The sequence below is a fragment of the Pseudomonas shirazensis genome (assembly GCF_050496565.1).
In the GTDB taxonomy this organism is placed as follows: Bacteria; Pseudomonadota; Gammaproteobacteria; order Pseudomonadales; family Pseudomonadaceae; genus Aquipseudomonas; species Aquipseudomonas shirazensis_A.
The window spans coordinates 45,091-69,502 of sequence record NZ_JBNWAE010000021.1 but is presented as its reverse complement, the minus strand read 5'-3'; the positions used below and the strand labels follow the sequence as shown (position 1 = coordinate 69,502).

At 63.4% G+C, this 24,412-nt stretch carries 27 protein-coding genes; 14 read left to right on the top strand and 13 right to left on the bottom strand.

The window, feature by feature from the left end; all coding sequences use genetic code 11:
* Positions 1–3: 3 nt before the first annotated feature.
* Together ACQZ2L_RS23010 and ACQZ2L_RS23005 are read right to left on the bottom strand one after the other, a co-directional pair.
* Positions 4–1,491, bottom strand: a complete 1,488-nt coding sequence (locus tag ACQZ2L_RS23010) for a YifB family Mg chelatase-like AAA ATPase (RefSeq protein WP_430327998.1) — start codon at positions 1,489–1,491, stop codon at positions 4–6.
* A gap of 327 nt (positions 1,492–1,818) precedes the next feature.
* Positions 1,819–2,097 (bottom strand): accessory factor UbiK family protein, encoded by a 279-nt coding sequence (locus ACQZ2L_RS23005; protein ID WP_430327997.1) that lies wholly within the window; start codon positions 2,095–2,097, stop codon positions 1,819–1,821.
* A 404-nt stretch (positions 2,098–2,501) separates the two neighbouring features.
* On the opposite strand from ACQZ2L_RS23005, the gene glnK reads away from it, so the two are divergent.
* The 3 genes from glnK (at position 2,502) to sutA (ending at position 4,964) form a co-directional block, all read left to right on the top strand.
* Positions 2,502–2,840 (top strand): P-II family nitrogen regulator, encoded by a 339-nt coding sequence (gene glnK / locus ACQZ2L_RS23000; RefSeq protein ID WP_002555808.1) that lies wholly within the window; start codon positions 2,502–2,504, stop codon positions 2,838–2,840.
* 48 nt (positions 2,841–2,888) lie between these two features.
* Positions 2,889–4,211, top strand: coding sequence for an ammonium transporter (locus ACQZ2L_RS22995; RefSeq protein WP_101322645.1), 1,323 nt, complete (start codon positions 2,889–2,891; stop codon positions 4,209–4,211).
* Positions 4,212–4,640: 429 nt separating this feature from the next.
* Positions 4,641–4,964 (top strand): transcriptional regulator SutA, encoded by a 324-nt coding sequence (gene sutA / locus ACQZ2L_RS22990; RefSeq protein ID WP_103435388.1) that lies wholly within the window; start codon positions 4,641–4,643, stop codon positions 4,962–4,964.
* Positions 4,965–5,018: 54 nt separating this feature from the next.
* Here sutA and ACQZ2L_RS22985 read toward each other — a convergent pair whose 3' ends face one another.
* Genes ACQZ2L_RS22985 through lptM form a run of 6 tightly spaced genes read right to left on the bottom strand, consistent with a single transcriptional unit; the run spans position 5,019 to position 9,617 of the window.
* Positions 5,019–5,714 (bottom strand): HAD family hydrolase, encoded by a 696-nt coding sequence (locus ACQZ2L_RS22985; RefSeq protein WP_430327996.1) that lies wholly within the window; start codon positions 5,712–5,714, stop codon positions 5,019–5,021.
* Positions 5,711–6,610, bottom strand: a complete 900-nt coding sequence (gene xerC / locus ACQZ2L_RS22980; RefSeq protein ID WP_430327995.1) for a tyrosine recombinase XerC — start codon at positions 6,608–6,610, stop codon at positions 5,711–5,713. Before xerC ends, ACQZ2L_RS22985 begins: the two co-directional genes overlap by 4 nt.
* Positions 6,610–7,320, bottom strand: a complete 711-nt coding sequence (locus ACQZ2L_RS22975; protein ID WP_430327993.1) for a DUF484 family protein — start codon at positions 7,318–7,320, stop codon at positions 6,610–6,612. The genes xerC and ACQZ2L_RS22975 overlap by 1 nt, the downstream gene beginning before the upstream one ends.
* Positions 7,321–7,333: 13 nt before the next feature.
* On the bottom strand, positions 7,334–8,164 hold the full coding sequence (dapF, locus tag ACQZ2L_RS22970) for a diaminopimelate epimerase (RefSeq protein ID WP_430327992.1): 831 nt from the start codon (positions 8,162–8,164) through the stop codon (positions 7,334–7,336).
* 4 nt (positions 8,165–8,168) lie between these two features.
* The gene (gene lysA, locus ACQZ2L_RS22965; protein WP_430327990.1) at positions 8,169–9,416 is read right to left on the bottom strand and encodes a diaminopimelate decarboxylase; all 1,248 of its coding nucleotides are present in this window, start codon (positions 9,414–9,416) and stop codon (positions 8,169–8,171) included.
* Between the two features lie 9 nt (positions 9,417–9,425).
* Positions 9,426–9,617, bottom strand: a complete 192-nt coding sequence (gene lptM, locus ACQZ2L_RS22960) for an LPS translocon maturation chaperone LptM (RefSeq protein ID WP_430327989.1) — start codon at positions 9,615–9,617, stop codon at positions 9,426–9,428.
* A 221-nt stretch (positions 9,618–9,838) separates the two neighbouring features.
* Between lptM and cyaY the strand changes: the two genes are divergently transcribed.
* The 3 genes from cyaY (at position 9,839) to rnk (ending at position 10,931) form a co-directional block, all read left to right on the top strand.
* Positions 9,839–10,171, top strand: a complete 333-nt coding sequence (gene cyaY / locus ACQZ2L_RS22955) for an iron donor protein CyaY (RefSeq protein ID WP_430327988.1) — start codon at positions 9,839–9,841, stop codon at positions 10,169–10,171.
* Position 10,172: 1 nt separating this feature from the next.
* Complete coding sequence (locus ACQZ2L_RS22950) at positions 10,173–10,385, top strand: DUF1289 domain-containing protein (RefSeq protein WP_101322636.1); 213 nt, start codon at positions 10,173–10,175, stop codon at positions 10,383–10,385.
* A 135-nt stretch (positions 10,386–10,520) separates the two neighbouring features.
* On the top strand, positions 10,521–10,931 hold the full coding sequence (gene rnk, locus ACQZ2L_RS22945; protein ID WP_430327987.1) for a nucleoside diphosphate kinase regulator: 411 nt from the start codon (positions 10,521–10,523) through the stop codon (positions 10,929–10,931).
* A 15-nt stretch (positions 10,932–10,946) separates the two neighbouring features.
* Here the strand turns inward: rnk and ACQZ2L_RS22940 are convergent, their stop codons facing one another.
* The 3 genes from ACQZ2L_RS22940 to ACQZ2L_RS22930 all read right to left on the bottom strand — a co-directional run bounded on the left by ACQZ2L_RS22940 (position 10,947) and on the right by ACQZ2L_RS22930 (position 14,572).
* Positions 10,947–13,802 carry a class I adenylate cyclase gene (locus ACQZ2L_RS22940; protein ID WP_430327986.1) on the bottom strand — a complete coding sequence of 952 codons (2,856 nt, stop codon included), beginning with the start codon at positions 13,800–13,802 and terminating at the stop codon, positions 10,947–10,949.
* A gap of 151 nt (positions 13,803–13,953) precedes the next feature.
* Positions 13,954–14,199 (bottom strand): TIGR02647 family protein, encoded by a 246-nt coding sequence (locus ACQZ2L_RS22935; protein WP_314876949.1) that lies wholly within the window; start codon positions 14,197–14,199, stop codon positions 13,954–13,956.
* 73 nt (positions 14,200–14,272) lie between these two features.
* Positions 14,273–14,572 carry a hypothetical protein gene (locus ACQZ2L_RS22930; protein ID WP_101322632.1) on the bottom strand — a complete coding sequence of 100 codons (300 nt, stop codon included), beginning with the start codon at positions 14,570–14,572 and terminating at the stop codon, positions 14,273–14,275.
* Positions 14,573–14,717: 145 nt separating this feature from the next.
* Between ACQZ2L_RS22930 and ACQZ2L_RS22925 the strand changes: the two genes are divergently transcribed.
* A complete protein-coding gene (locus ACQZ2L_RS22925; protein ID WP_430327985.1) occupies positions 14,718–15,377 on the top strand; it encodes a glutathione S-transferase in 660 nt (219 codons plus the stop codon).
* A gap of 154 nt (positions 15,378–15,531) precedes the next feature.
* Here ACQZ2L_RS22925 and argH read toward each other — a convergent pair whose 3' ends face one another.
* Entirely contained in the window at positions 15,532–16,926 is a 1,395-nt protein-coding gene (argH, locus tag ACQZ2L_RS22920; protein ID WP_101322630.1) for an argininosuccinate lyase, read from the bottom strand.
* Positions 16,927–17,239: 313 nt separating this feature from the next.
* Between argH and ACQZ2L_RS22915 the strand changes: the two genes are divergently transcribed.
* The 7 genes from ACQZ2L_RS22915 (at position 17,240) to rsd (ending at position 23,630) form a co-directional block, all read left to right on the top strand.
* Positions 17,240–17,989, top strand: a complete 750-nt coding sequence (locus ACQZ2L_RS22915) for a LytR/AlgR family response regulator transcription factor (protein ID WP_101322629.1) — start codon at positions 17,240–17,242, stop codon at positions 17,987–17,989.
* A gap of 127 nt (positions 17,990–18,116) precedes the next feature.
* Positions 18,117–19,058, top strand: a complete 942-nt coding sequence (hemC, locus tag ACQZ2L_RS22910) for a hydroxymethylbilane synthase (RefSeq protein ID WP_314875038.1) — start codon at positions 18,117–18,119, stop codon at positions 19,056–19,058.
* A complete protein-coding gene (locus ACQZ2L_RS22905; protein WP_430327984.1) occupies positions 19,055–19,822 on the top strand; it encodes a uroporphyrinogen-III synthase in 768 nt (255 codons plus the stop codon). The genes hemC and ACQZ2L_RS22905 overlap by 4 nt, the downstream gene beginning before the upstream one ends.
* Positions 19,823–19,867: 45 nt before the next feature.
* Positions 19,868–20,968 carry a uroporphyrinogen-III C-methyltransferase gene (locus ACQZ2L_RS22900; protein WP_430327983.1) on the top strand — a complete coding sequence of 367 codons (1,101 nt, stop codon included), beginning with the start codon at positions 19,868–19,870 and terminating at the stop codon, positions 20,966–20,968.
* Positions 20,965–22,203: a heme biosynthesis protein HemY gene (locus ACQZ2L_RS22895; protein ID WP_430327982.1), complete on the top strand. Its 1,239-nt coding sequence runs from the start codon at positions 20,965–20,967 to the stop codon at positions 22,201–22,203. Before ACQZ2L_RS22900 ends, ACQZ2L_RS22895 begins: the two co-directional genes overlap by 4 nt.
* Positions 22,204–22,424: 221 nt before the next feature.
* Positions 22,425–22,931: a disulfide bond formation protein B gene (locus tag ACQZ2L_RS22890; RefSeq protein ID WP_430327981.1), complete on the top strand. Its 507-nt coding sequence runs from the start codon at positions 22,425–22,427 to the stop codon at positions 22,929–22,931.
* A 228-nt stretch (positions 22,932–23,159) separates the two neighbouring features.
* Positions 23,160–23,630 carry a sigma D regulator gene (gene rsd, locus ACQZ2L_RS22885; RefSeq protein WP_103435375.1) on the top strand — a complete coding sequence of 157 codons (471 nt, stop codon included), beginning with the start codon at positions 23,160–23,162 and terminating at the stop codon, positions 23,628–23,630.
* 9 nt (positions 23,631–23,639) lie between these two features.
* On the opposite strand, the gene ACQZ2L_RS22880 is transcribed toward rsd, so the two are convergent.
* Complete coding sequence (locus tag ACQZ2L_RS22880) at positions 23,640–24,278, bottom strand: FKBP-type peptidyl-prolyl cis-trans isomerase (protein WP_430327980.1); 639 nt, start codon at positions 24,276–24,278, stop codon at positions 23,640–23,642.
* Between the last annotated feature and the right edge of the window lie 134 nt (positions 24,279–24,412).

The window sequence follows — 24,412 nt, the reverse complement described above, 5'->3', positions numbered from 1 at the left end:
GGCCTACGATCCCGGCCGGTACTGCAACGCCTCAGCCAGATGCGCACGACCGATGCTGTCCAGCTGCTCCAGATCAGCCAAGGTTCGCGCTACCTTGAGCAGCCGATGGGCCGCGCGCAGTGACAAGGTCAGGCGCTCGCAGGCGTTCTCCAGCCAGCTCTGATCCTGTGCACTCAACCCGCAATAACGGCGCAGGCCGTTGAGGTCGAGAAACGCATTGGCGCAGCCCTGTCGGCGTTGCTGGCGCTCGCGGGCCTCGGCCACCACTGCGGCAACGCTGGCACTGGTATCGTCGCTGGGCTGGTTGGTCAGCACGGTGCTTTCCCGCGCCACGGTCAGGTGCAGGTCAATCCTGTCCAGTAGCGGCCCAGACAGCTTGTTGCGGTAGCGCTGGATCAGCTCGGTGCTGCAGCGACAGCGCCCGGTGGGGTCGCCCAGGTAGCCGCAGGGGCACGGGTTCATCGCCGCCACCAACTGAAAGCGGGCCGGGAAGCGCACTTTGTCCTTGGCCCGCGCCACCACGATTTCGCCGCTTTCCAGGGGCTCGCGCAACACCTCCAGCACCCGCCGCTCGAACTCCGGTAGCTCATCGAGAAACAGCACACCATGGTGGGCGAGGGTGATCTCCCCTGGCTGCGGCCGACTGCCGCCACCGACCAAGGCCGGCCCGGAGGCCGAGTGATGCGGATGCCGAAACGGCCGCTGCGGCCAGCTGTTCAACGGCGTACGCCCGCTCACCGACTGAATCGCCGCCACTTCCAGCGCCTCGTGTTCATCCAGCGGCGGCAGCAAGCCGGGCAGGCGGCTGGCGAGCAAGGTCTTGCCGGTGCCTGGCGGGCCGGTGAACAAAAGATTATGGGCACCCGCCGCCGCCAGCAGCAGCGCCCGTTTGGCCGCCACCTGGCCCTGTACTTCGCTCAAGTCCGGGTAAGGCTTGCTCTGCAGCACCAACCCATTGGCCGCATAAGGCGCCAACGGCACCTGACCGTTGAGGTGGGCGACCAGTTCTTGCAAATGGGCGACCGCATACACCACCAGGCCACTGGCCAGGCTCGCCTCCTCGGCATTGTCGCGCGGCACTACCAGCGCCCGGCCGGCATCGCGTGCCGCCAGCGCCGCCGGCAGGACCCCCTGCACCGCCCGCACGGCACCGGACAAGGCCAACTCGCCGAGGCACTCGATCTCGCTCAGCTGGGCCACCGGCACCTGCGCATCGGCCGCCAGAATGCCCAGGGCAATGGCCAGGTCGTAGCGCCCGCCGTCCTTGGGCAGGTCGGCAGGGGCGAGGCTTTGGGTAATACGCCGGGCGGGATAGTTCAGGCCCGAGTTGACGATGGCGCTGCGCACCCGGTCCTTGCTCTCTTTGACGGTGGTTTCCGGTAGACCGACCAGCGTCAGCGTGGGCAAGCCATTGGCGAGGTGGGTCTCGACACTAACAGCGGGTGCCTCGACGCCGACCTGGGCGCGGCTGTGAACAAGGGCGAGGGACATGGACACTCCGTGATCGCTGATGAACGCCGCGTCCTGCGGCACGTCATCAGCGTAGCGGGGTGTGGGGTGGGTGCGTCGGGAAGAGTGCTTCGGGGTTTTGCAGGGGCCTGCGCTTGGCTCGAGTACGCCGGGGCTGCTATGCAGCCCTATCGCGACACAAGGCCGCTCCTACAGGGACCATGCACCAACGACGACCGCGGTCAACTGTGGGAGCGGCCTTGTGTCGCGATAGGGGTGCGTAGCACCCCCAGTATCGCAGGCTTTCACAGATCTCAAACACAGGCCTGGCAACCAGATCAACGCGATACAAATGACTCTGCCGCTTTCTCAGGACGCCGCTTGATCCGCCGCTGGCGCAGCACTCATCCGCGCATCCAGCTCGGCAACCTGCTTCTCCAGCGCTTCAAGCCGCGCGCGGGTGCGTGCGAGCACGACCATCTGGCTGTCGAATTCTTCCCGGCTGACCAGGTCGAGCTTGCTGAACGCACCCTGCATCAGCACTTTGAACTGGCTTTCCAGTTCAGCGCGGGGCTGGGCGGTGTCGCCGCTGAACAGGCGCGAGGCCTGGTCGCTGAGGGCGTCTAGAAGTGCTTTGGGCGCGAGCATGGTGGGCTGTCCGCTTGATCGAAAAAAGAGCCCAAGTGTAGCACGCCGGTTTAAAGGCCCTTTGCCGCACGCTTTTCGCGCATACCGCAGATAACCAGCGCACCAAAACCGTGCAGGTTTTCACTGATGGCGACTGGCCCAACCTGAACATTCCGCGCAACTCGCTGTTTCCCGAGCATTTCCAGGTTTTGGCAAGGTTTCTGCAATGACCTTTACGAGCCATGCACTGATGCGGGTCTTTGTGACCAGGCAGTGCGCAGGCCGCGCCGCGAGGCGTTCGTTCAGCGTCACTTGCGAGATCGACGCCGAGCCATGCCAACGATGCGTTACAAAGCCGAGCACTGCGCTTAGACTTGAGACGGGTTTGTTTTCCTGGGGCAAGTCCACCAAATCGGGAGAGTTTCATGAAGCTAGTCACTGCCATCATCAAGCCGTTCAAACTGGACGACGTTCGCGAGTCGCTGTCGGAAATCGGCGTGCAGGGCATCACCGTCACCGAAGTCAAAGGCTTCGGTCGGCAGAAGGGCCACACCGAGCTGTATCGCGGTGCTGAATACGTGGTCGACTTCCTGCCCAAGGTGAAGATCGACGTCGCCATCGACGACAAGGATCTGGACCGGGTAATCGAGGCCATCACCAAGGCCGCCAACACCGGCAAGATCGGTGACGGCAAGATTTTCGTAGTCAATCTGGAGCAGGCGATCCGCATCCGTACCGGCGAAACCGATACCGACGCGATCTAAGCGACACAACACAGCCTCACCAAACCCAACGCCCCAGGAGAAAACAACATGACTCTGCGTCAGATCGCAGGGCTAGGCGCCCTATTGTCCCTCGCAATGCCAGGCCTCGCGCTGGCCGAGGAAGCTGTCCCTACGCTGAACTCCGGCGACACCGCATGGATGCTCACTGCGACGGCGTTGGTACTGTTCATGACCATTCCAGGTCTGGCCCTGTTCTACGGCGGCATGGTCCGCTCCAAGAACGTGCTTTCGGTGATGATGCAGTGCTTCGCCATCACCGGCCTGATCAGCATCCTGTGGATGGTGTACGGCTACAGCCTGGCCTTCGATACCACCGGTATGGAAAAAGGCGTGCTCAACTTCAGCTCGTTCGTGGGCGGCTTCTCCAAAGCCTTCCTCAACGGCGTGACCCCGGCCAGCCTGACTGCTGCGTTCCCGGAAGCCGTGTTCATCACCTTCCAGATGACCTTCGCCATCATCACTCCCGCGCTGATCGTCGGTGCCTTCGCCGAGCGGATGAAGTTCTCGGCAATGCTGATCTTCATGGCGGTGTGGTTCACCCTGGTCTATGCGCCAATCGCGCACATGGTCTGGAGCGGCGACGGTGCACTGATGTGGGACTGGGGCGTACTCGACTTCGCTGGCGGCACCGTGGTGCACATCAACGCCGGTATCGCGGGCCTGGTCTGCTGCCTGGTACTGGGCAAGCGTAAAGGCTACCCAACCACGCCAATGGCGCCGCACAACCTGGGTTATACCCTGATCGGCGCAGCCATGCTGTGGATCGGCTGGTTCGGCTTCAACGCAGGCTCCGCCGCAGCTGCCAACGGCACCGCCGGCATGGCCATGCTGGTCACCCAGATCGCTACCGCCGCAGCAGCACTGGGCTGGATGTTCGCCGAGTGGATCTTCCACGGCAAACCAAGCGCACTGGGCATCGCTTCGGGTGTAGTGGCAGGCCTGGTGGCAATCACCCCGGCAGCCGGCACCGTAGGCCCGATGGGCGCTCTGGTAATCGGCCTGGCCTCGGGTGTGATCTGCTACTTCTGCGCCACCAGCCTCAAGCGCAAGCTGGGCTATGACGACTCGCTGGATGCATTCGGTGTACACGGTATCGGCGGCATCGTCGGCGCTCTGCTCACCGGTATCTTCGCGGCACCGGCACTGGGCGGCTTCGGCGCGGTGGACGACATCGGCGCGCAGTTCTGGATCCAGGCCAAGGGCGTGATCTTCACCGTGGTCTACACCGCCATCGTCACCTACATCATCCTCAAGGTGCTGGACATGGTGATGGGCCTGCGGGTCACCGAAGAAGAAGAGTCGGTCGGCCTCGACCTGGCGCAACACAACGAGCGTGGCTACAACCTGTAATCACGCCGAAAAAAAATTGCCCGGTTCGCCGGGCATTTTTTTGCCTGAATTTCGCAGTTTCGTGCAGAGCAAACGGTTTATCCGTTACGTTCGCGACGTATGCCAAAAACTTACAACCTGCAGTGCGTTTATGGAGCTTTGCTTTTTCTGCGAGCACGCTAGAATGCGCGCCGGAGAGTGCTGAAGAGTTAATCTCGCGCTTCTTCCAGCCTTTGCTAGGCTTGCCAATATCGTATGGCCAGCACCGGCTCAGGGATTTCGTCAGGCTCTGCCAGCAGCAGGGCCTGCAGGGTAGCGCTGCTCATCCAGCGGCGCGTGCTCAAGGGCAGTGGCCAAACCCACGGCCAGTTGAATTTTCACCGGTGGCTGCCGGTCTACGGCAACACTGGTCTATAACCAACCTGCTTTTCGCAAGCCATGAGGTAGAACATGAGCGACGACGATCTGGAAACTGACGACCTCGAAGTAGGCGACGAAGACGAGGCTGATGAGGGTCTTGAGGCTGCTGCCGATGACGGCGCCGAAGACGCTGGCGACGACACCCCGGTACCTGCTGCCAAAGGCAAGTCCAAGGCTGCCGTGACGGTAGACGACATGCCGAGCATGGAGGCCAAGCAGAAAGAGCGCGACGCCCTGGCCCGTGCCATGGAAGAGTTCTTGAATCGCGGTGGCAAGGTGCAGGAAGTGGAGGCCAATGTGGTCGCCGATCCGCCCAAGAAGCCCGACAATAAGTACGGCAGCCGCCCTATCTGAGTGGTTGTCTGCAAAAAAGCCCGCCGTCGCTGCGGGCTTTTTTGTGGCCGCTGTTCAGCGCCAGCGGGCGAGTACGTCAGGCAGCTGCGACAGCCGCTGAATCTGCGCATCAGGCGCTTTGTCGCCAGTCCAGGCCTTGCCCTGGGGGTTGAACCATACCGCGCGCAGGCCGGCCCGCTGGGCCCCGGCGATATCGTCGCCAGGGTGATCACCAACGTGCACTGCTGCCTCAGCCGGAGCATCACCGCGCTTCAAGGCCTCAAGAAACGGCGCCGGGTCTGGCTTGCCGATGCCAAGGTCTTCGGCGCACAGGGCGAACTTGAAGTAATCGGCCAGGCCAATGCGGGCGACGTCGGCGTTGCCGTTGGTGACCACACCCAGGGTGTAGCGCTGGCGCAGGATCTCCAGCACCGGCTGCACCTCAGGGAACACCTCGACCTGATGACGCGCGTGCAAGAACACCTCGAAGCCTTCGTTGGCCAATTGCTGCGCTTGCTGCTCGCTGTAACCGACGTCACGCAAGGCGTGGTTCAGTACGCGCCGGCGCAGGGCGCTGATGCGGTGCTTGAGGCCCGGCTCGGCCTGCACCAGGCGTTCACGAATGGCGTACAGATGCTCGACTGCCACGCCGCCCAGGCGCGGGGCGTTGGCTTCGAGCCAGTCGCGCAGCACGGTCTCGGCGCTGAGGATCACCGGCGCGGTGTCCCACAAGGTGTCGTCGAGGTCGAAGGTGATCAGCTGGATGCTCATGAGTCGGTGCCCTTGCTGCGTTTGGCCCGGGGATGGGCGCTGTCGTACACCGCTGCCAGGTGCTGGAAGTCCAGGTGGGTATAGATCTGCGTGGTGCTGATGTCGGCATGGCCGAGCATTTCCTGCACCGCACGCAGGTCCTGGGACGATTCCAGCATATGGCTGGCGAAGGAATGGCGAAGCATGTGCGGGTGCAGGTGCTGGCCCAGCTCGCGCTCGCCGGCCGCCTTGACCCGTAACTGAATGGCCCGCGGGCCGAGCCGCCGGCCCTGGCGGCTGACAAATACCGCCTTGTCCTGTGGCGCGCTGATGCCGCGCAGCTTGAGCCATTCCTGCAGCGCCTCGCGGGCCTTGCGGCCCACCGGCAGCACGCGGGTCTTGCTGCCCTTGCCCTGCACCTGCACCAGGCCATCGGCAAGGTCGAGGTGCTCGAGATCGAGGTTGGTCAGCTCGGACAGGCGCAAACCGGAGGAATAGAACAGCTCGAGAATGGCCTGGTCGCGGCGGGCAATGAAGTCGTCGTCGACGCCACCGTCCAGCAGCTGCAGCGCGCGGTCGGCGTCCAGCGCCTTGGGCAGGCGGCGTTCGCCCTTGGGCGGCGCCAGACCATTGGCCGGGTCGTGCTCGCACAGGCCTTCGCGGTTCAGGTAGCGGTACAGGCCGCGTACTGCCGACAGCAGCCGGGCGATGCTGCGCGAGGACTGGCCGTGATGATGCTGGCGGGCAACGAGTTGGCGCAGTTGCTGAATGTGCAGCGCGCCCCAGCTGCTGATGCCTTGGGCACTGCAGTATTCGAGGACTTTCTCCAGGTCGCGACGGTACGCTTGCTGGGTATGCGGCGAGACCTGGCGCTCATTGCGCAGATGCGCGCAATAAGCCTCCAGCTGGCGCTCCATCAGCGCACCGGTCGCAGGGTCTGGGTGAGCCTTGGAACCACCCGGCCAAGCACTTCAGCGATGTAGCTGAGGAACAACGTACCGACGCTGCTCTTGTAGTGCTGCGGGTCGTGGCTGCCGATCGCCAGCACGCCATGCAGGCCCTGATATTCCAGGGTGGCCACCGCGCTGGAGCCGACGTCCTTGCGCTGCTCTTCGCCAAACAGAAACGCCAGCTCATGTTCGCGCAGGTTGCCGCTGACCGTCTTGCCGCTGCCCAGCAGGGCACCGATGGCCTGTTGCGCCTCGGCGTTGCTGACCCAGCGGCCGACCGGCGTGGCATTTTCGCCAAACAGGATCAGGCTGACAAAAGGCACCTTGAATTCCTGGCGCAGGCTGTCTTCGACGGCCATCACCACTTCTTCCAGGCTACCGGCATCGAGCAGGTCGAGGATCAGCCGGCGGGTCTTGTCGAACAGCCGGTCGTTGTCGCGGGCGACGTCCATCAGTTGCGACAAGCGATGGCGCATCTCGATATTGCGGTCGCGTAGCAGCTTGAGCTGGCGCTCCACCAGCGACACGCTGTCGCCGCGCTGGTGCGGGATCTGCTGCTCGAGCAGCAGTTCGTCGTGCTCGGCAAAAAACGCCGGGTGCGCACGTAGGTAGGCAACCACCGCCTCGGCATCGAGGTCGGTGGCCTGTTCGGATAAAACCTGTGGCTGATCGGTCATGGCGCTTACTCGGTTAGAGGCGAACCTGTCCTTCATAGACGCGCACGGCAGGGCCGGTCATCAATACCGGTTGGCCGGGGCCCGCCCACTCGATGCTCAGGCGCCCGCCTGGCAGGTCGATGGACACGGGCGAATCCATCCAGCCCTGGCTGATAGCGGCCACGGCAGCGGCGCAGGCGCCGGTACCGCAAGCCTGGGTTTCACCGGCGCCACGTTCCCAGACCCGCAGGTTGGCGCGGTGGCGGTCGACAATCTGAATGAAGCCGGCGTTGACCCGCTGCGGGAAGCGCGGGTGGTGTTCGATCTTCGGCCCCAGCTCGTGCACCGGTGCGGTCAGCACGTCATCGACGCGCAGCACCGAGTGCGGGTTGCCCATGGATACGGCTGCAATCGAGTAGCTCTGACCGTCGACTTCAAGCGCGTAGCTCAGTGCCTGCCCGGCCGCCTGGAACGGGATTTGCTCCGGGTCCAGCCGCGGCGGGCCCATGTCGACGCAGATCTGCCCGTCGTTACGCACGTCCAGCTCGATGATGCCGCCCTTGGTTTCGACGCGGATGAGCTTTTTCGCGGTCAGGCGCTTGTCCAGCACGAAGCGCGCAAAGCAGCGCGCACCGTTGCCGCACTGCTCGACCTCGGAGCCATCGGCATTGAAGATCCGGTAGCGGAAGTCCACGTCCGGATTGTTCGGTGCTTCGACGATCAGCAACTGGTCGAAACCGATACCTGTGTGCCGATCACCCCATTGTTTGGCGTGTTTGGGTTGGATGTGCGCGTGCTGGCTGACCAGGTCGAGGACCATGAAGTCGTTGCCCAGGCCGTGCATTTTGGTAAAACGCAGCAGCATGGGTTCACTCCGGCAGCAGGCTTTCGCCGGCGAACAGTTCGGCGACGGTCTCGCGACGGCGCACTTCGAAGGCCTGGTCAGCGTCGACCAGCACCTCGGCGCAGCGACCGCGGGTGTTGTAGTTCGAGCTCATGACAAAACCATAGGCGCCCGCCGACTCGACGGCCAGCAGATCGCCCTCGGCCAGGTTCAGCGTGCGGTCCTTGGCGAGGAAGTCGCCGGTCTCGCAGATCGGCCCGACGATATCGTAGGCCCGGCCATCACCGGCACGCGGCTGCACGGCACTGACACCCATCCAGGCCTGGTACAGGGCCGGGCGGATCAGGTCGTTCATGGCCGCATCGACCACGGCGAAGTCTTTGTGCTCGGTGTGCTTGAGGTATTCGACGCGGGTCAGCAGGACGCCGGCGTTGGCCACGATGTAGCGGCCGGGCTCGAACACCAGGGCCAGGTCGCGATCGCCAACGCGCTCGCGGATGGCCTTGACGTATTCACCGGCCGACGGCGGCTGTTCGTCGCAGTAACGCACACCGATACCGCCGCCCAGGTCCAGGTGGCGCAACAGGATGCCGCACTCGCCGAGGCGGTCGACCAGGGCCAGCAGGCGGTCGAGGGCATCGAGGAACGGCTCCAGCGTGGTCAGCTGCGAGCCGATATGGCAGTCGACGCCGACCACTTCCAGGTTCGGCAACTGCGCGGCGCGCACGTAGACTTCTTCGGCATCGGCAATGGCGATACCGAATTTGTTTTCCTTGAGGCCGGTGGAGATGTACGGGTGGGTGCCAGCATCGACATCCGGGTTGACCCGCAGCGACACCGGCGCCACTTTGCCCATCTCGGCAGCCACGACCTGCAGCCGCTCGAGCTCATCGGTGGACTCGACGTTGAAGCAGTGCACGCCCACTTCCAGCGCACGGCGCATGTCTTCGCGGGTCTTGCCGACGCCGGAGAAGACCACGCGGTCAGCGCGCCCGCCAGCGGCCAGCACACGCTCCAACTCGCCGCCGGAGACGATGTCGAAACCTGCGCCCAGACGGGCCAGCACATTCAGCACACCAATGTTGGAGTTGGCCTTGACCGCAAAGCACACCAGGTGCTCGACGCCTTGCAGGGCATCGGTGTAGCTGCGGTACTGCGCCTCGATGTGGGCACGCGAGTAGACGTAGGTCGGGGTGCCGAATTGTTCAGCAATGGCCGACAGGGCCACGTCTTCCGCGAACAGCTGGCCGTCGCGGTAGTTGAAAGCGTCCATTGGATTTCCTTACTGCGCTGGCGGCTGCTCTGGGTCTTGCTCTTGCTGCGGCGCGGGCTGAGCGTGCTGGTGCTGGTGCGACTTGTTGGCCTTGCCGTCCTTGCCGTCTTCAGGCAGGAACAGGGGGCCTTTCTGACCGCAGGCCGAAACGAGGCAGGCAACCGCGACCAGCGCCGCGAAGGAGGAAATCAGGCGCTTCATTGGTGAAATCCTTGAAATAAGCAGTATTGCGCCCGAGTATACCCAGCGCCTGCCTGATTGCCTATGCAAGGGCCGGTCCGCCTGGCGGTAAGCCACGCTGGCGGGGCCGCTGCTGCGTTATCCTTGCAGCAGCGGCAGATGGCCTGAGGCTTTGCATTCTTGCGCCAGCGTCCGTATCTTCCCCGGCTTGCCTGTATGCAGCCAATTTCGAGGTTCTTGCAATGAGTTTGAGCGAAGCGCGTTTTCACGACCTGGTCGATGCCACCCAACAGGCGCTGGAAGACCTGTTCGATGAAGCCGATCTTGATCTGGACATGGAAAACTCCGCCGGCGTGCTCACCATCAAGTTCGAAAACGGCAGCCAGCTGATCTTCAGCCGGCAGGAGCCGCTGCGTCAGTTGTGGCTGGCGGACAAGTCTGGCGGCTTCCACTTCGACTACGACGAAGAAAGCGGCAAATGGACCTGTGAAAAGACCGAGGAGCTGCTCGGCGAGATGCTTGAACGCATCGTCTGGGGGCACATTGGCGAAAAGCTGGACTTTGAAGAGATCTGACATGAGCGAGCAGCCGCGGCCGCCCAAGCCGCTATACAGCAACGTCAGCCCTGCGGTGAAATCGCCCTGCATCAACGTCTGCCGCCTGGACGCCGAACGCGTCTGCACCGGTTGCCAGCGCCATGTCGAGCACATCCGCGAGTGGCGCTCTGCCGACGACGAGCGCCGCCGGCAGATCTGCCGCGAAGCCGAGGCCCTGCGCGCCCGGGCTTGAGTATTCGTCCGGCTGTGGTACTGTCGGGCTCTGCGTCGGCGCTGCCGAATGCCTGCACAAACCCCGCCCTTGGGCGGGGTTTTGCTTTATTCGTGCGCCGCAAATTGTCTGTTGAACATGGAGTCTGACTGGAACATGAGCCGCAAACCTTCCCTCATCCTCACTCGCCTGGACGTGCAACGTCTCGAGCGCCTGATCGATAGCCTCGATGAGAACGCGCCGGGTGTCGCCGCCTTGCAGGACGAGCTCGACCGCGCCGAAAAGGTAGTCGGTCACGAGGAGGTCCCGGCTGGCGTGGTGACCATGAATTCGCGGGTGCACTGCCGTGAAGAGGCCAGCGGCAAGGACTACCACCTGACCCTGGTCTACCCGAAAGACGCCAGCGGTGAAGGCAAGGTGTCGATCCTCGCACCGATTGGCTGCGCTTTGCTCGGCCTGTCGGTAGGTGACCAGATCGACTGGCCGGCGCCGGGTGGCAAGACCCTGAAGCTGACCTTGCTGGCGGTCGAGTATCAGCCAGAAGCTGCAGGCGACTTCGACCTCTGAGGTGTCACGCAGGCCTCACAGCAGTGAGGCCTGCAACTGCTCGACGCCGTCATTCAGCGCCTGCTCCAGCTCGCGCTTGTACCTCAGATGCAGGCACGTCGAGCCCTGCTCGTCGGCGAGCAGCTCGGACAAATCCAGATCGGTGATGTAGCAGCGATAACGCCCGGCACTGCGCCGCTGGCCGAGGATCTGCCGCGCCACCACGGCGTACAGCTGATCGCCATATTCAAGCTGCGAATATTCCTGCTGATCGCAATACAGGGTGATGTGCACCTCATCGCCGATCCCGCTTTGTACGATCGCCTGCACCTCGTAATAAGGCTGGCTGCCGTTGTCGCTCGGTGCCTGGCGTGGCTCCAGGCTGCGCACCTTGCCCAGGCCAGCAGGCAGCAGCTGGTAGTAGAGAATATCCAATGAGCCCTGTTGCAGGCTGGTCAGCGGCAGCCGGGCATCGCGGCGCATGCCCAGCGATTGCAGAAAACGCTGCAAGGGCAGCAACAGATGCGCTTCATCTTCCAGCGGCAGGCGCTGCTGCCACAGGGCGTTGAATTCATCCAGCACATACAGGTCGGCCCAGCCGTCGAGCAGGCGGTAGAACACCTGGATGCACTGCGGCTGGCCTTGGGGCAGAACCCAGACCAGATCCTCATCGTCCAGCGCGTTGTCGTCCAGGTGCAGCGGGCTGTACTCGCTGCGCTCCTCGCCCAGATAAGCCAGCAGTTGTTCGTGGTTGGTCAAGGTGACCAGGTTGACTTCACCTGGTTGCAGCTCAAGCACATGGGTGTCCTGCGCGATCTGCACCAGGTATCGGTAGTTCAGCCGCTGCTGGAGCAATGTGCGAGCTGTGGCGAACACATCCTCGACCCGCTGCGCAATGGCCTGAGCGCGGTTGTGACAGAAGCTGCGCACCTGCAGCCGTGGCGGTTGCTGGCGCTGGCCCGGGGTGTTGAGAAAGTCACGCAGGCAACGCATCAGCGCATGCTCGCCGTCGTAGCGCTGGACCAGCACCTCGTTCCAGCTGTTCAAGGTGATCTGATCGAGGGTCAGCACCAGGTTCTCGCGTACGCCAGCGTAACTCAGCGAGTCGGTGCGGGCGGTGGTCATGAGGATGTTCAGTTCACGCTGATGGCGCAGCGGATCGACGCCGACGTTGACCAGCAACAGGACCTCGTCCGCCACACTTGGCTGCAGCAGGCGCAACTCGCTGACGGGCTCCAGGGGCAGGACAATACTCTGTTGCAGGCTGCCGAGCAGGTTGAACAGCTCGAACTCGCTCAGATCGCTGGCGCCCGGATGCAGGGCCAGGCGTGTGCTGCTGTCGATAACGCCGTTGCGGTGCGCCCAGGTCAGCAGTTCGAGCAGTTCGCGGCAGCGCTTGAGCGGGCTGGAGTGGTCCAGCTCATCCACGCTCAGATTGCCCTGGTACAGGCTCCAGTGGAACGCACCGGGCTCCTTGCGATTGCTCGCATGGACCAGCGTCAGGGTGTCTTCGGCAAGGTCCGGGGCGATCCCCGGATTGATCACTTCGATCTTGCCGGCACGGCGCTCGAAGGCAGCGTATAGGCGTCGGCCGAGCACATTCAGGTCGCGTTGGTCGGCGCGGCTGCTGGCCTGCTGCTCGCGGGCGAACTGGTTGAGAAAGCGGTAGCTGTGATTGAGTTCGGCGACCAGCGCCCGCCGCTCAAGCGCGACCTGGCGCACCTTCCACTGGCTGCGGCTGTCGAGCAGCGCCAGCTGGCGCTCATCCCAACCCCATTCACGGACCAGTCGCGCCAATAGCTGGCGTTGCCAGCCACCATTGCGCGAGCGGCCGCTGAGCTTCTTGTTGACCTTCAAGTACAGGCTACGCCGCACCAGCTCCAGCCGCGCGACGTCGCCGCGGCGCAGCAAATACTGCTCGATGCGCCGATAGACCATCACGTACGGGTCCAGCGCATCGAGGTCGAGCTGGTTGGCAAACACCGCCTGCTTGAACTCAAGGCTCAAGCAGCGCACCTGCGGATGCTCGCTGGCGTAGGCTTCGGTCAGCAGCAGCTTGAGCAGCGATTTGTAAGGTGAGTCCATGCCTTTGAACAACTGCCACAGGCCGGCGCCGACAAACTCGCCGACCGGGATATGGGCCAGATGGCCGAGGTCAAGATCGTGATCGGCGCGGATAAAACGCTTGCTCAGCAGGGTTTGCGTGTAGGCCTGATAGTTGTGCTCTTCATAGACCGGCACCAGCCACCACAGCGGCGTGCGCCCGGCCAGCCAGATTGCGGTGCGGTAGAACTCGTCGAGCAGCAGATAATGCTGGGTCGTGCCGCAGTCATCGGAGCTGAGCTGGCCATCGCGCTCACCGACGGTAAACGCCTGCGGCTCGATCAGAAAGAAATGAGCCTCGGCGCCCAGGCTCGTCGCCCACGCTTCGAGCAACTGGCATTTGCGCCTGAGCTCGGCCAGCGCCCACTCGTCCAGTCCGGCGGCGTGGCAGACCCACACATCCATGTCGCTCTGTTCGGCCTGGGCCAGGGTGCCCAGGCTGCCCATCAGGTACAGGCCCTGGATCGGCAGCGGCACATTGCCCAGTCGCGGTTTGTAGCTGAACGAGCGCGCCAGGCGCTGGCCCTCGGCAATCAGCTCGGCATCTGGCTCATACCTGCACACTCCGGCTGGAGTGGTGCCGGAGACATACCCGGGCAGCAGCGGGTGATTGACATGAAACAACAGCGGCAACAGCGTCAGGACCTGTTGCTGGCGGGTTGACAGGCCCTCCCGTGCACGTCCCAGGCGACCCTGATTGATCTGCATGAAGCGCGCGCGCAGCGTGGCCAGGACTTTGCGGTCGATACCGTCGTCCAGGTCTGGGCGGATTTCATGAGGGTGGTTCATTGCGCACTCAGGGGCAGGCCAGGGCAGTGCCGAGTTTAGCCTGAGCAAGGGTCAATGGAGGGTAATTTATGGTTTTTTGACGCCAAATTAATAGCGAGGCGGTTGGCCTGTTCGCGACCAGCAACCTGGCCCGCGAACAGGCGCGAAGGCTTCAGGCGGTTTCTGGGGCTTTGAGAATGTTCAATACAATCTGCACGCTCTGCGCCGCATCACGGCCCAGGCTGGTCAGATAACCACCATCAGGCTGGTCGGTCAGTTGCTTGTCAAAGAGGCGTTTGGCAGCAGCGATTTTATCTGGCGAAGCGGATTGGTGGACCTGGATGCCTTCCTGGCTGCTATCGAGATTGAACAGCGCAAGGACTTCCAGCTCGGCGATCAGTTCGGGGGTAAGCGACATGGCGACTCCTGACTTCCAGACAAGGATTTTGGCACCACTGCGGGTGCTTGATCATGGAGTGTAGACAGACTTTTCAAGCGTTGCCTTGATCCGCCTCAGGTGGCAGCTCCGGCAGGGCGCGCAAGGCCGTTTCATACCACTCGGTATCGAACGGGCGGTCGGCATCGAGCATGGCGTCGATCTCGAAGGCCAGTACATGGGCCATCAGGTTGAGAATGTCTTCGCGCTCATAGCCAACCAGCTTCAGCTTGTTGAAGGTCGCCAGGGCCGCCGGCGGCTCGCCGCTTTCGATCTGGTTTTCGATGGCCTGGGTCAGGGTAGCTTCGGCGAAGGCTTCTTCATCTTCGTTGTCGATGTCCTGGGGTTCGCTCATGGCAGTGCTCCTGTAGTGAGGGGGGTAGTTTGCCATGCCCGCGCCGGCAATGCCTGGCCATCTATGCCATGCATGACGCTGGTCATGGCGCAAGGGAGTGGTTATAACAGCCGGGCCATCCCCTCACGGCCTGGAGGCTGTCGCAATGCTCAAGCTCTACGGATTCCCTGTCAGCAACTACTACAACATGGTCAAGCTGGCATTGCTGGAAAAAGCCCTGCCGTTCGAAGAGGTGCCGTTCGTTTCCGGCCAGACCCCGCAAGTGCTGGCCATCAGCCCGCGCGGCAAGGTGCCGGTGCTGGAGACCGAGCATGGCTTTATCAGTGAAACCAGCGTGATGCTCGACTACATCGAGCAGACCCAGCCGGGCAAAGCGCTGCTGCCGGCTGATGCCTTCGGCCAGGCCAAGGTGCGCGAGCTGGTCAAGGAAATCGAGCTGTACATCGAGTTGCCGGCGCGTACCTGCTACGCCGAAGCGTTCTTCGGCCTGGCCGTCGAGCCGCTGATCAAGGAGCGCGCCCGCACCGAGCTGCTGGCAGGCTTTGCCACGCTCAAACGCAATGGCAAGTTCGCGCCGTACGTTGCCGGTGAGCACATGACCCTGGCTGACTTGATGTTCGTGTTTTCGGTCGACCTGGCCTGCGCTGTCGGCAAGAAGGTATTGAACCTGGACTTTCTCGAGGACTTCCCGCAGGCCAGGGCGCTGCTGGAGTTGCTTGGCGACAACCCGCACATGGCGAAGATTCGGGCAGACAAGGAAGCGGCGATGCCGGCGTTCCTGGAAATGATCAGCAAGCGGCGTTGAGGTCGGAGATTGCTGGGGGCGCTTCGCGCCCCTTTCGCGACACAAGGCCGCTCCTACAGTTGACCGCGTACGCCGATAGTAGGCGGCCCCTGTAGGAGCGGCCTTGTGTCGCGATAGGGGTGCGAAGCGCCCCCGACGTACTCACCCCAGACGCTTACCGCGAAGCCAACAACGCCTGACCACGGACCACAGCCGCACGCACCTGGGCAGGTGCAGTCCCGCCAATGTGATTACGCGCATTCACCGAGCCTTCCAAGGTCAGCACGGCAAACACATCCTGCTCGATCTGATCGCTGAAGCGGCGCAGCTCTTCCAGGCTCATTTCAGCCAGGTCTTTGCCGCTGTCGACGCCGTACTTCACGGCATGGCCGACGATCTCGTGGCAATCACGGAACGGCAGGCCACGGCGTACCAGGTAATCGGCCAGATCGGTCGCGGTGGAGAAGCCACGCAGGGCCGCTTCGCGCATGATCGCGTGACGCGGTTTGATCGCCGGGATCATGTCGGCAAACGCCCGCAGCGAATCGCGCAGGGTGTCGGCGGCGTCGAACAGCGGTTCCTTGTCTTCCTGGTTGTCCTTGTTGTAGGCCAGTGGCTGGCCTTTCATCAAGGTCAGCAGGCCCATCAGAGCGCCGAACACACGGCCGCTCTTGCCACGCACCAGCTCCGGTACGTCGGGGTTTTTCTTTTGCGGCATGATCGAGCTGCCGGTGCAGAAGCGATCCGGCAGATCGATGAACTGGAACTGGGCGCTGGTCCACAGCACCAGCTCTTCGGAGAAGCGCGACAGGTGCATCATCGCCACGCTGGCCGCGGCGCAGAATTCGATGGCGAAGTCGCGATCGGAAACGCCGTCCAGCGAGTTGCCGGCAACCGCTTCGAAGCCCAGCAGCTTGCAGGTCAGCTCGCGGTCGATCGGGTAGGTGGTGCCAGCCAGCGCGGCGCTACCCAGAGGCATGCGGTTGGTGCGCTTGCGGCAGTCGACCAGGCGTTCGTAGTCACGGCTGAGCATTTCGAACCAGGCCAGCAGGTGATGGCCGAAGGTCACTGGCTGCGCGGTCTGCAGGTGGGTGAAGCCGGGCATGATGGTCTCGGCTTCACGCTCTGCCTGCTCCAGCAGGCCCTTTTGCAAGCGCGTGATTTCGCCCAGGATCAGGTCTATTTCGTCACGCAGCCACAGGCGGATGTCGGTGGCGACCTGGTCGTTGCGGCTGCGCCCGGTGTGCAGCTTTTTACCGGTGACACCGATGCGGTCGGTCAGGCGTGCTTCGATGTTCATGTGCACGTCTTCAAGGTCGACGCGCCAGTCGAAGTTGCCGGCCTCGATCTCGGTCTGAATGGTTTTCAGGCCGTCGATGATGGTGTCGCGCTCGGCGTCGCTGAGTACGCCGACCTGCGCCAGCATGGTCGCGTGGGCAATCGAACCCATGATGTCGTGGCGGTACAGGCGCTTGTCGAAGTCGACCGAAGCGGTGAAGCGGGCGACGAAGGCGTCGACGGGTTCACTGAAGCGGCCGCCCCAGGACTGATTGGTCTTGTCAGTGCTCATGGATTCACTCGTTGAAGGCGTGAACGATAAAAAGTGGCGCCGATAATAACAGGGTTGCACTGCCTGCCGCAGGGCATCGGTCGCTGGAAACAGCAGGAAATCAACCGGCGAAGTTACTGCAAAGGATATTTACCGATTGAACGGCAGCGTTCCACGAAGCGTCTACAGTTTGACAATAGGCTGGCGCTGAATCTGTCAGACCAGTGAATCTTTGGCCATTGCATGGGTCTAGAGCGTGACTGCGGCGTCGGACTACCGAGCCCGGTTTACGCTTATTACTTGTGCGAGACTCATTCAGGAATCCAGCGCAACTATGAATGTCCTGATCGTTGATGACGAACCCAAAGCCCGCGAAGACCTCAGCCGCTTGCTCGGCGGGCAGGAGGGCTACACGGTACTGGAGCCCAGCGCCACCAATGGCGAGGAAGCTCTTGCCTTGATCGACAGCCTCAAGCCTGACGTGGTCCTGCTTGATATCGGCATGCCCGGCCTGGACGGCCTGCAGGTCGCTGCTCGCCTCTGCGAGCGCGAAGCGCCACCTGCGGTGGTGTTCTGCACCGGTGATGACGAATACGGCAGCGAAGCGTTCAAGGACAGCACCCTCAGCCATGTCAGCAAGCCGGTGCAGCCGCAGGCCCTGCGCGATGCCCTGCGCAAGGCAGAAAAACCCAACCGCGCGCTGCTGGCGGCGCTGACCCGGCCAGCCACCGAAGACGGCGGCAACCCGCGCAACCACATCAGTGCGCGCACCCGCAAAGGCATCGAGCTGATCCCGCTGTCGCAGGTGATCTACTTCATTGCCGACCACAAATACGTGACCCTGCGCCATGAAGCCGGTGAAGTGCTGCTGGACGAGCCGCTCAAAGCGCTGGAAGACGAGTTCGGCGAGCGTTTCGTGCGCATCCACCGCAACGCGCTGGTTGCCCGTGAACGTATCGAGAAGCTGCAGCGTACGCCGTTGGGGCATTTCCAGCTTTACCTCAAGGGCATGGGCGAGGATGCGTTGATCGTCAGCCGCCGCCATGTAGCAGGCGTGCGCAAGATGATGCAGGGCTTGCACTGATCGCTCGCCCTCGGCGCCGCTGCGCTCGCGCGCACTGGCGCAGCACCACCGATTGCTGACCTGAGTCTGCAGGCAGGCCCCGAGTAGCTGTTATGATCGGCAGCATTTCTCTGCATCGGGGCGTTTCATGTCCACTCGCGAAATCCGTATTGCCACCCGTAAAAGTGCCCTTGCCCTGTGGCAGGCCGAGTACGTCAAAGCACGTCTGGAACAGGCCCATCCAGGCCTGATCGTCAGCCTGGTGCCGATGGTCAGCCGTGGCGACAAGCTGCTCGACGCGCCGCTGGCGAAGATCGGCGGCAAGGGCCTCTTCGTCAAAGAGCTGGAAACCGCCCTGCTCGAGAACGAAGCCGACATCGCCGTGCATTCGATGAAAGACGTGCCCATGGACTTCCCTGAAGGCCTGGGCCTGTACTGCATCTGTGAGCGCGAAGATCCCCGCGATGCCTTCGTTTCCAATACCTACGCAAGCCTGGAAGCGCTGCCTGCTGGCAGCATCGTCGGCACCTCCAGCCTGCGCCGTCAGGCGCAGTTGCTGGCGCGCCGGCCGGATCTGCAGATTCGCTTCCTGCGCGGTAACGTCAATACCCGTCTGGCCAAACTCGATGCCGGTGAATATGACGCGATCATTCTGGCCGCAGCGGGTCTGATCCGCCTCGGTTTCGAAGACCGCATCAGCGCCAGCATCAGTGTCGACGACAGCCTGCCGGCCGGTGGCCAGGGCGCAGTCGGTATCGAGTGCCGCAGCGCCGACAGCGAAATCCACGCCCTGCTGGCGCCACTGCACCATGTCGACACCGCCGACCGGGTGGTCGCCGAGCGCGCCTTGAACAAGCACCTCAACGGCGGTTGCCAGGTGCCGATCGCCTGCTACGCAGTGCTTGAGGGCGAGCAGTTGTGGCTACGCGGGCTGGTTGGCCAACCCAGCGGCGGCCTGCTGCTGGCAGCTGAAGCGCGGGCGCCACGGCTGCATGCCGAAGCGCTCGGCGTCCAGGTTGCCAAGGACCTGCTCGAGCAGGGCGCCGAAGCGATCCTCAAGGAAGTCTACGGCGAGGCCGGCCATCCGTGAGCGGCTGGCGCCTGCTGCTGACCCGGCCTGAAGAGGACTGTGCGGCACTGGCGCAGACCTTGGCGGCCGCCGGCATCGCCAGCAGCAGCCTGCCTTTGCTGGCGATCGAGCCGGTCACTGTGGATGACACACAACGCCAGCTGCTGAGCCAGCTGGCGAATTACCAGGCGTTCATCGTGGTAAGCAAGCCCGCTGCGCGCTTGCTGCTGGCCAATCTGGCCGAAGCCGGCCTGGTGCCGCCGTCCAACGCCTGGTTCAGCGTCGGTGAGGCGACCGCTCAGGTCTTGCGCAACGGCGGGCTTTTGGTGACATTCCCTGCCCAAGGTGACGACAGTGAGGCCTTGCTTGGCTTGCCCGAGTTGCGCAAGGCTATCGCCGTTCCTACGCCGCGTGTCCTGATTGTCCGTGGGGTAGGGGGTCGTGAACTGCTGGCAGAGCGTCTTGCCGAGCTAGGTGCTAGTGTCGATTATCTGCAACTGTATCGTCGCTGCCTGCCGCAATACCCGCCCGATACCCTGCGCGAGCGGGTCGATCGGGAACGCCTAAACGGCTTGGTGGTCAGCAGTGGGCAGGGTCTTGAACATTTGCGCCAGTTGGCAGACGCCGATTGGCCGCGCCTGGCGCGCTTGCCGTTGTTCGTGCCGAGCCCGCGTGTAGCCGAACAGGCCCGCGCGCTGGGTGCGCAACAGATTGTGGATTGCCGTGGCGCCAGTGCCGCGGCCTTGCTGGCAGCTGTGCAGCGCAGCGCTGCACCTGCCTCTTAAGGCGCTAAGCTCAGAGCGACGCGCCCCCATGCAAAGGATGAATACGTGAGCGAAACTGTCTTGTCGCAGAATGAACAGCCCTCGGTGCTCGACGCGCCGCAAACCCCTGTCACCCCGCCGACCAAGCGCTCAGGCAATGGCCTTGCCGTGGTTGCCCTGCTGCTCGGTGCAGCCGGTGTTGCGGTAGGCGGCTGGGGCGTCTGGCAGGTGCGCCAACTGCAGGGCAATGAGCTGGGTCAAAGCCAGCGCATGGAAGCCTTCAGCGAGCAGACCGCAGCGTTGCAGCAGCGTGATCAGCAGATCAGCGCACAACTTGCCAGCCTGCCGCCGGCCAGCGAGCTGGAAGACCGCCGCCGCCTGGTGGCGCAGTTGCAGGGCGACCAGCAGCGCTTGAGCCAGCGGCTGGATACGGTAATGGGCGAAAGCCGCAAGGAATGGCGCCTGGCGGAAGCCGAGCACCTGCTGCGTCTGGCCACCTTGCGCTTGTCGGCACTGCAGGATGTGACCAGCGCCAAAGCGCTGGTCGAAGGTGCCGACGAAATCCTCCGCGAACAGAGCGACCCAGGTTCATTCGCCGCCCGCGAGCAGCTGGCCCGCAGCCTGGCCACACTCAACAGCACCCAACAGCCAGACCGCACTGGCCTGTTCCTCAAGCTGGCAGCGCAGCGTGAGCAGGTGCAGCAGCTCAGCGCCCAGTCGCCTGAGTTCGACAGCAGCGCAGACGCCATGGGCGCGCTGACTGCGGATGGCGATGCCAGCAGCCGCTGGTCGCGCTGGTGGGCCGAAATCTCCAAGTACTTCCAGATCGAATTCGATGCCGACAACAATGTTCGCCCATTGCTGGCAGGGCAGTCGCTGAATCAACTGCGCCTGGCCCTGAGCCTGACCATCGAGCAGGCCCAGTGGGCAGCCCTGAATGGCGAAGCCAAGGTCTATACCCAGGCGCTGGATGATGCTCGCAGCGTGCTGCTGGCCAACTTCAACGCCGACAACCCGCAAAGCAAGGCCATGCTCGACAGCCTCAACGCCCTGGCCGAGCAGCCAGTGTCGGTGGTCACCCCTGACCTCAGCGAAAGCCTGGCGGCGGTACAGGCCTACATTCAGCGCCGCCACCTGCCGGCCAACGCCGAAGGGGGCAAGCCATGAAGCGAGTCTATCTACTCGCGGTGCTGGCAATCGTGGTCGCCGCAGCGCTGGGCATCGCCGTGGCCAAGCACAGCGGCTACGTGATGGTGTCCTACGGCAGCTTCCGCTATCAGTCCGGTCTGTGGGCCGCCTTGGGTGGTTTGATCGGCCTGATCGTGGTGCTGTGGCTGTTGCGCTATGTGCTTGGCCTGATCCTGAGTTCGACCGGGGTGGTCAACCCATGGTCGCGGCGCAATCGCCGCCGGCGCACGCGCATCGCCATCGAACAGGGCCAACTGGACCTGGCCGAAGGCCGTTGGGCCAGCGCGCAGCGTCACCTGCACCGCGCCGCCGAAGCCGAGCGCCAGCCGCTGTTGTATTACCTCGGCGCCGCCCGCGCTGCGAACGAGCTGGGCCGCACTGAAGAAAGCGACAACCTGCTCGAGCGCGCGCTCGAGCGTCAGCCTCAGGCTGAACTGGCGGTGGCGTTGACCCACGCTCAATTGCAGATGGACCGCGGCGACAGCGACGGCGCCCTCGAAACCCTGCTGGCGATGCAGCAGCGCCATCCGCATAACGGCCAGGTGCTGCGCCTGCTGCAGCAGTTGCACCTGCAGCGTGGCGACTGGCCGGCGCTGATCCGGCTGCTGCCTGATCTGCGCAAGGGCAAGGTATTGCCAGCCACTGAGTTGGCTGCGCTGGAGCAGCGTGCCTGGGGCCAGAACCTGAGCATCGCCGCGACCCGTGGTGATGATGCGGTAGCCGCCCGGCAGGCGCTGGAACGCGTCTGGCAGCAGCTGACCGCCGCGCAGCGCCAGGAACCGCAGTTGGTGCTCGCCTACGCTGAACAACTGCGTCAGGTCGGCGCCCAGGGCGAAGCCGAGCAGGTTCTGCGTGCGGCACTCAAGCGCCAATACGAAAGCCATCTGGCCCGGCTGTACGGGCTGATCCGTGGTGATGACCCCGCGCGTCAGCTGCAAACCGCCGAAGGCTGGCTCAAAGAGCACGCTCAGGACCCGAGCCTGCTGTTGACCCTGGGCCGCTTGAGCCTGCAGAACCGTCTGTGGGGCAAGGCGCGCGATTACCTTGAGAGCAGCCTGCGTTTCGAGCGCAACCCGGAAACCTGTGCCGAGCTGGCGCGGTTGCTGGCGAGCCTGGGTGAAACCGAACGCAGTAACCAATTGTTCCAGGAAGGCCTCGGCCTGCTCGACGAGCGCCTGCTGGCGCTGCCGTTGCCAGACGGCGCCCGAGCTTGACCGACCCTTGGGTCTGCGCAAGCCGCGCAGGCCCAAGGGCTGGTACCTAATCTGAAACGGTGAAGTGAGTTTGCGATGACCCCTTCGGAAATTTCCCACAGCAATCAGTAATCTTTCCTCAGCAATCAGAGACTTGTCCCTACTGTATTGCCTTGAAACAAAGTACCCATTTCCTCTACCGTCTCAAGCCACGTCATTGACTCCTCCGGGACCCCATCGCCATGTCGCTGGCCCGTTTTCGTACTCTGTTTTTCCCAGGCTTGCTGGCCTCGTTGGCGATCCTGTTTGCCGCCTTCGCCCTCGAAAGAAACCTGGGCTTGCTGCCTTGCTCGCTGTGTTCCGGCCAGCGCCTGCTGCTGGGCCTGTATGCGCTGGTCTGCCTGGTTGCGCTGGTGCATGCCCCGCTGCGTCTCGGTTGGCTGGTCTACACGATGCTGGCATTGGCCTGCTCGGCCAGTGGCGCGCTGTTGGCGGCACGGCAGGTCTGGCTACAGGGCTCGGAGTTTGCTCATGGCGCCTGCCTGCAGCCGCTGCCGAGGGTGTTCGAGCAGCCGTGGCGGCAAGCGTTGGAAACCCTACTCAAGGGTGGCCCTGACTGCGGCGCGTTGTCCTGGAGCTTTCTCGACCTGACCTTGCCCGAGTGGAGCTTGCTGGCCTTCCTGCTGCTGGCAGCGCTGCCGCTGTCGCGACTGGTGGCTGATCGTTTGCGCCGCCTCTCCCAACATTGATCCAGCGCAACGCTGGCGCATGGTTCGACCGGCGGCGCGCTATCAAGGGATGAAACGCTTGTATGAACTTTGTCCGATGCGTACCTTGATGGGCAGCACGTGCGGGAATAATCTCCCAGCACGGACACTGAAAACACAACTGCTCGATGCCGTACTGCTGACGTCCCTTTGTCGCGCACCTTTGCGCAACGAGGTGCAGCGGCATCTACCCAGAAGGGAAGAACTGCCATGCTCGATAGTTGCCAGAATGCCCAGGAACGCTGGGGCGGGGTCCACAAGCTGATCGATCGCTGGCTGCTGGAGCGCCAGGAGCTGGTGGTGGCTTTCCGCGCACTGCGCGATGCCAAGCCAGCCTTCGCTGACAAGGCCCAGAGCCGTGATTTCTGCGGCGTGTTGGTCGACTACGTATCGGCGTGGCACTTCGAGGTGTTCGAGCAGCTGCTCAGCGAGGCCAAGGCCTTCGACGACAAGCGCGCGCTGGCGCTGGCCGAAGACATGAACCCACGCATCACCGACATCACCCAGATCGCGCTCGACTTCAATGATCACTGTGACAAGGCCGAGTGCAACGACCCTGAGCGCTTTGCCCAGACCCTGCAAGCGCTGGGCGGCCATCTGCGCGAACGCTTCGAGCTGGAAGACTGCCTGATCGAAGTGCTGCACACCGCACACAAACAGGAAGCTGCACTGCAGGCCTGATCGCTTCGATCAGTCGGCCACTGCCAGCAGTTCGATTTCGAATACCAGCGGGGTGTAGGGTGCGATCAGGTCGCCCGCCCCGTCGGCGCCGTAAGCCTGCGCTGAAGGGATCACCAAACGCCATTTGGCTCCCGCCTTCATTTTTGGCAGCGCCGCCTGCCAGCCTTCGATCACCGAATCCAGGTTGAACCACTGCGGTTGCTGGTTCTGGTCGAACACCGAGCCATCCGGCAGACGTCCCACGTAGCGCACTTGCACCTTCCCGCCCGGCTTGGGCTGCGCGCCAGTGCCTGCCTGTAACTCGCTGTAAAGAATTCCTTCAGGCAACTCATGGGTGCCGACTCGGCCGCGTTCATTGGCCATGAAGCGGACTTCAGCCGCTTGTGCCTGACTGCCCTGGGCCTCGGTTTCATGCTGCTCGAGCAGGCTTTGCATCTGTGCTTGATCGAGCCGCAGCGGCTTGCCTTGGTAGGCCTGGCGCAGGCCTTCGACCAGGGCTTCCAGTTGCAGGTCAGGGACCTCCTGACGCAGCCGCTCACCGAGGCTCGCGCCCAGGCTGTAGGCCATATCCTGATCGGTATTGCTGGCCGGCGCGGCAACACTCAATGGCGCGAGCAGGCAGAGGCTGAGCAGAAGATAACGGGACACGATCGACTCCGGACGCGATGGCCAAGTAGCAACAGCCGAACAAGGGCCAACTACACTTGCTCGAGCTGCACCATAACAACTTTGCCCAGGCATGCAACGCGGCCCCAGCAATACTGTCAAGATGCCCTAGCGGC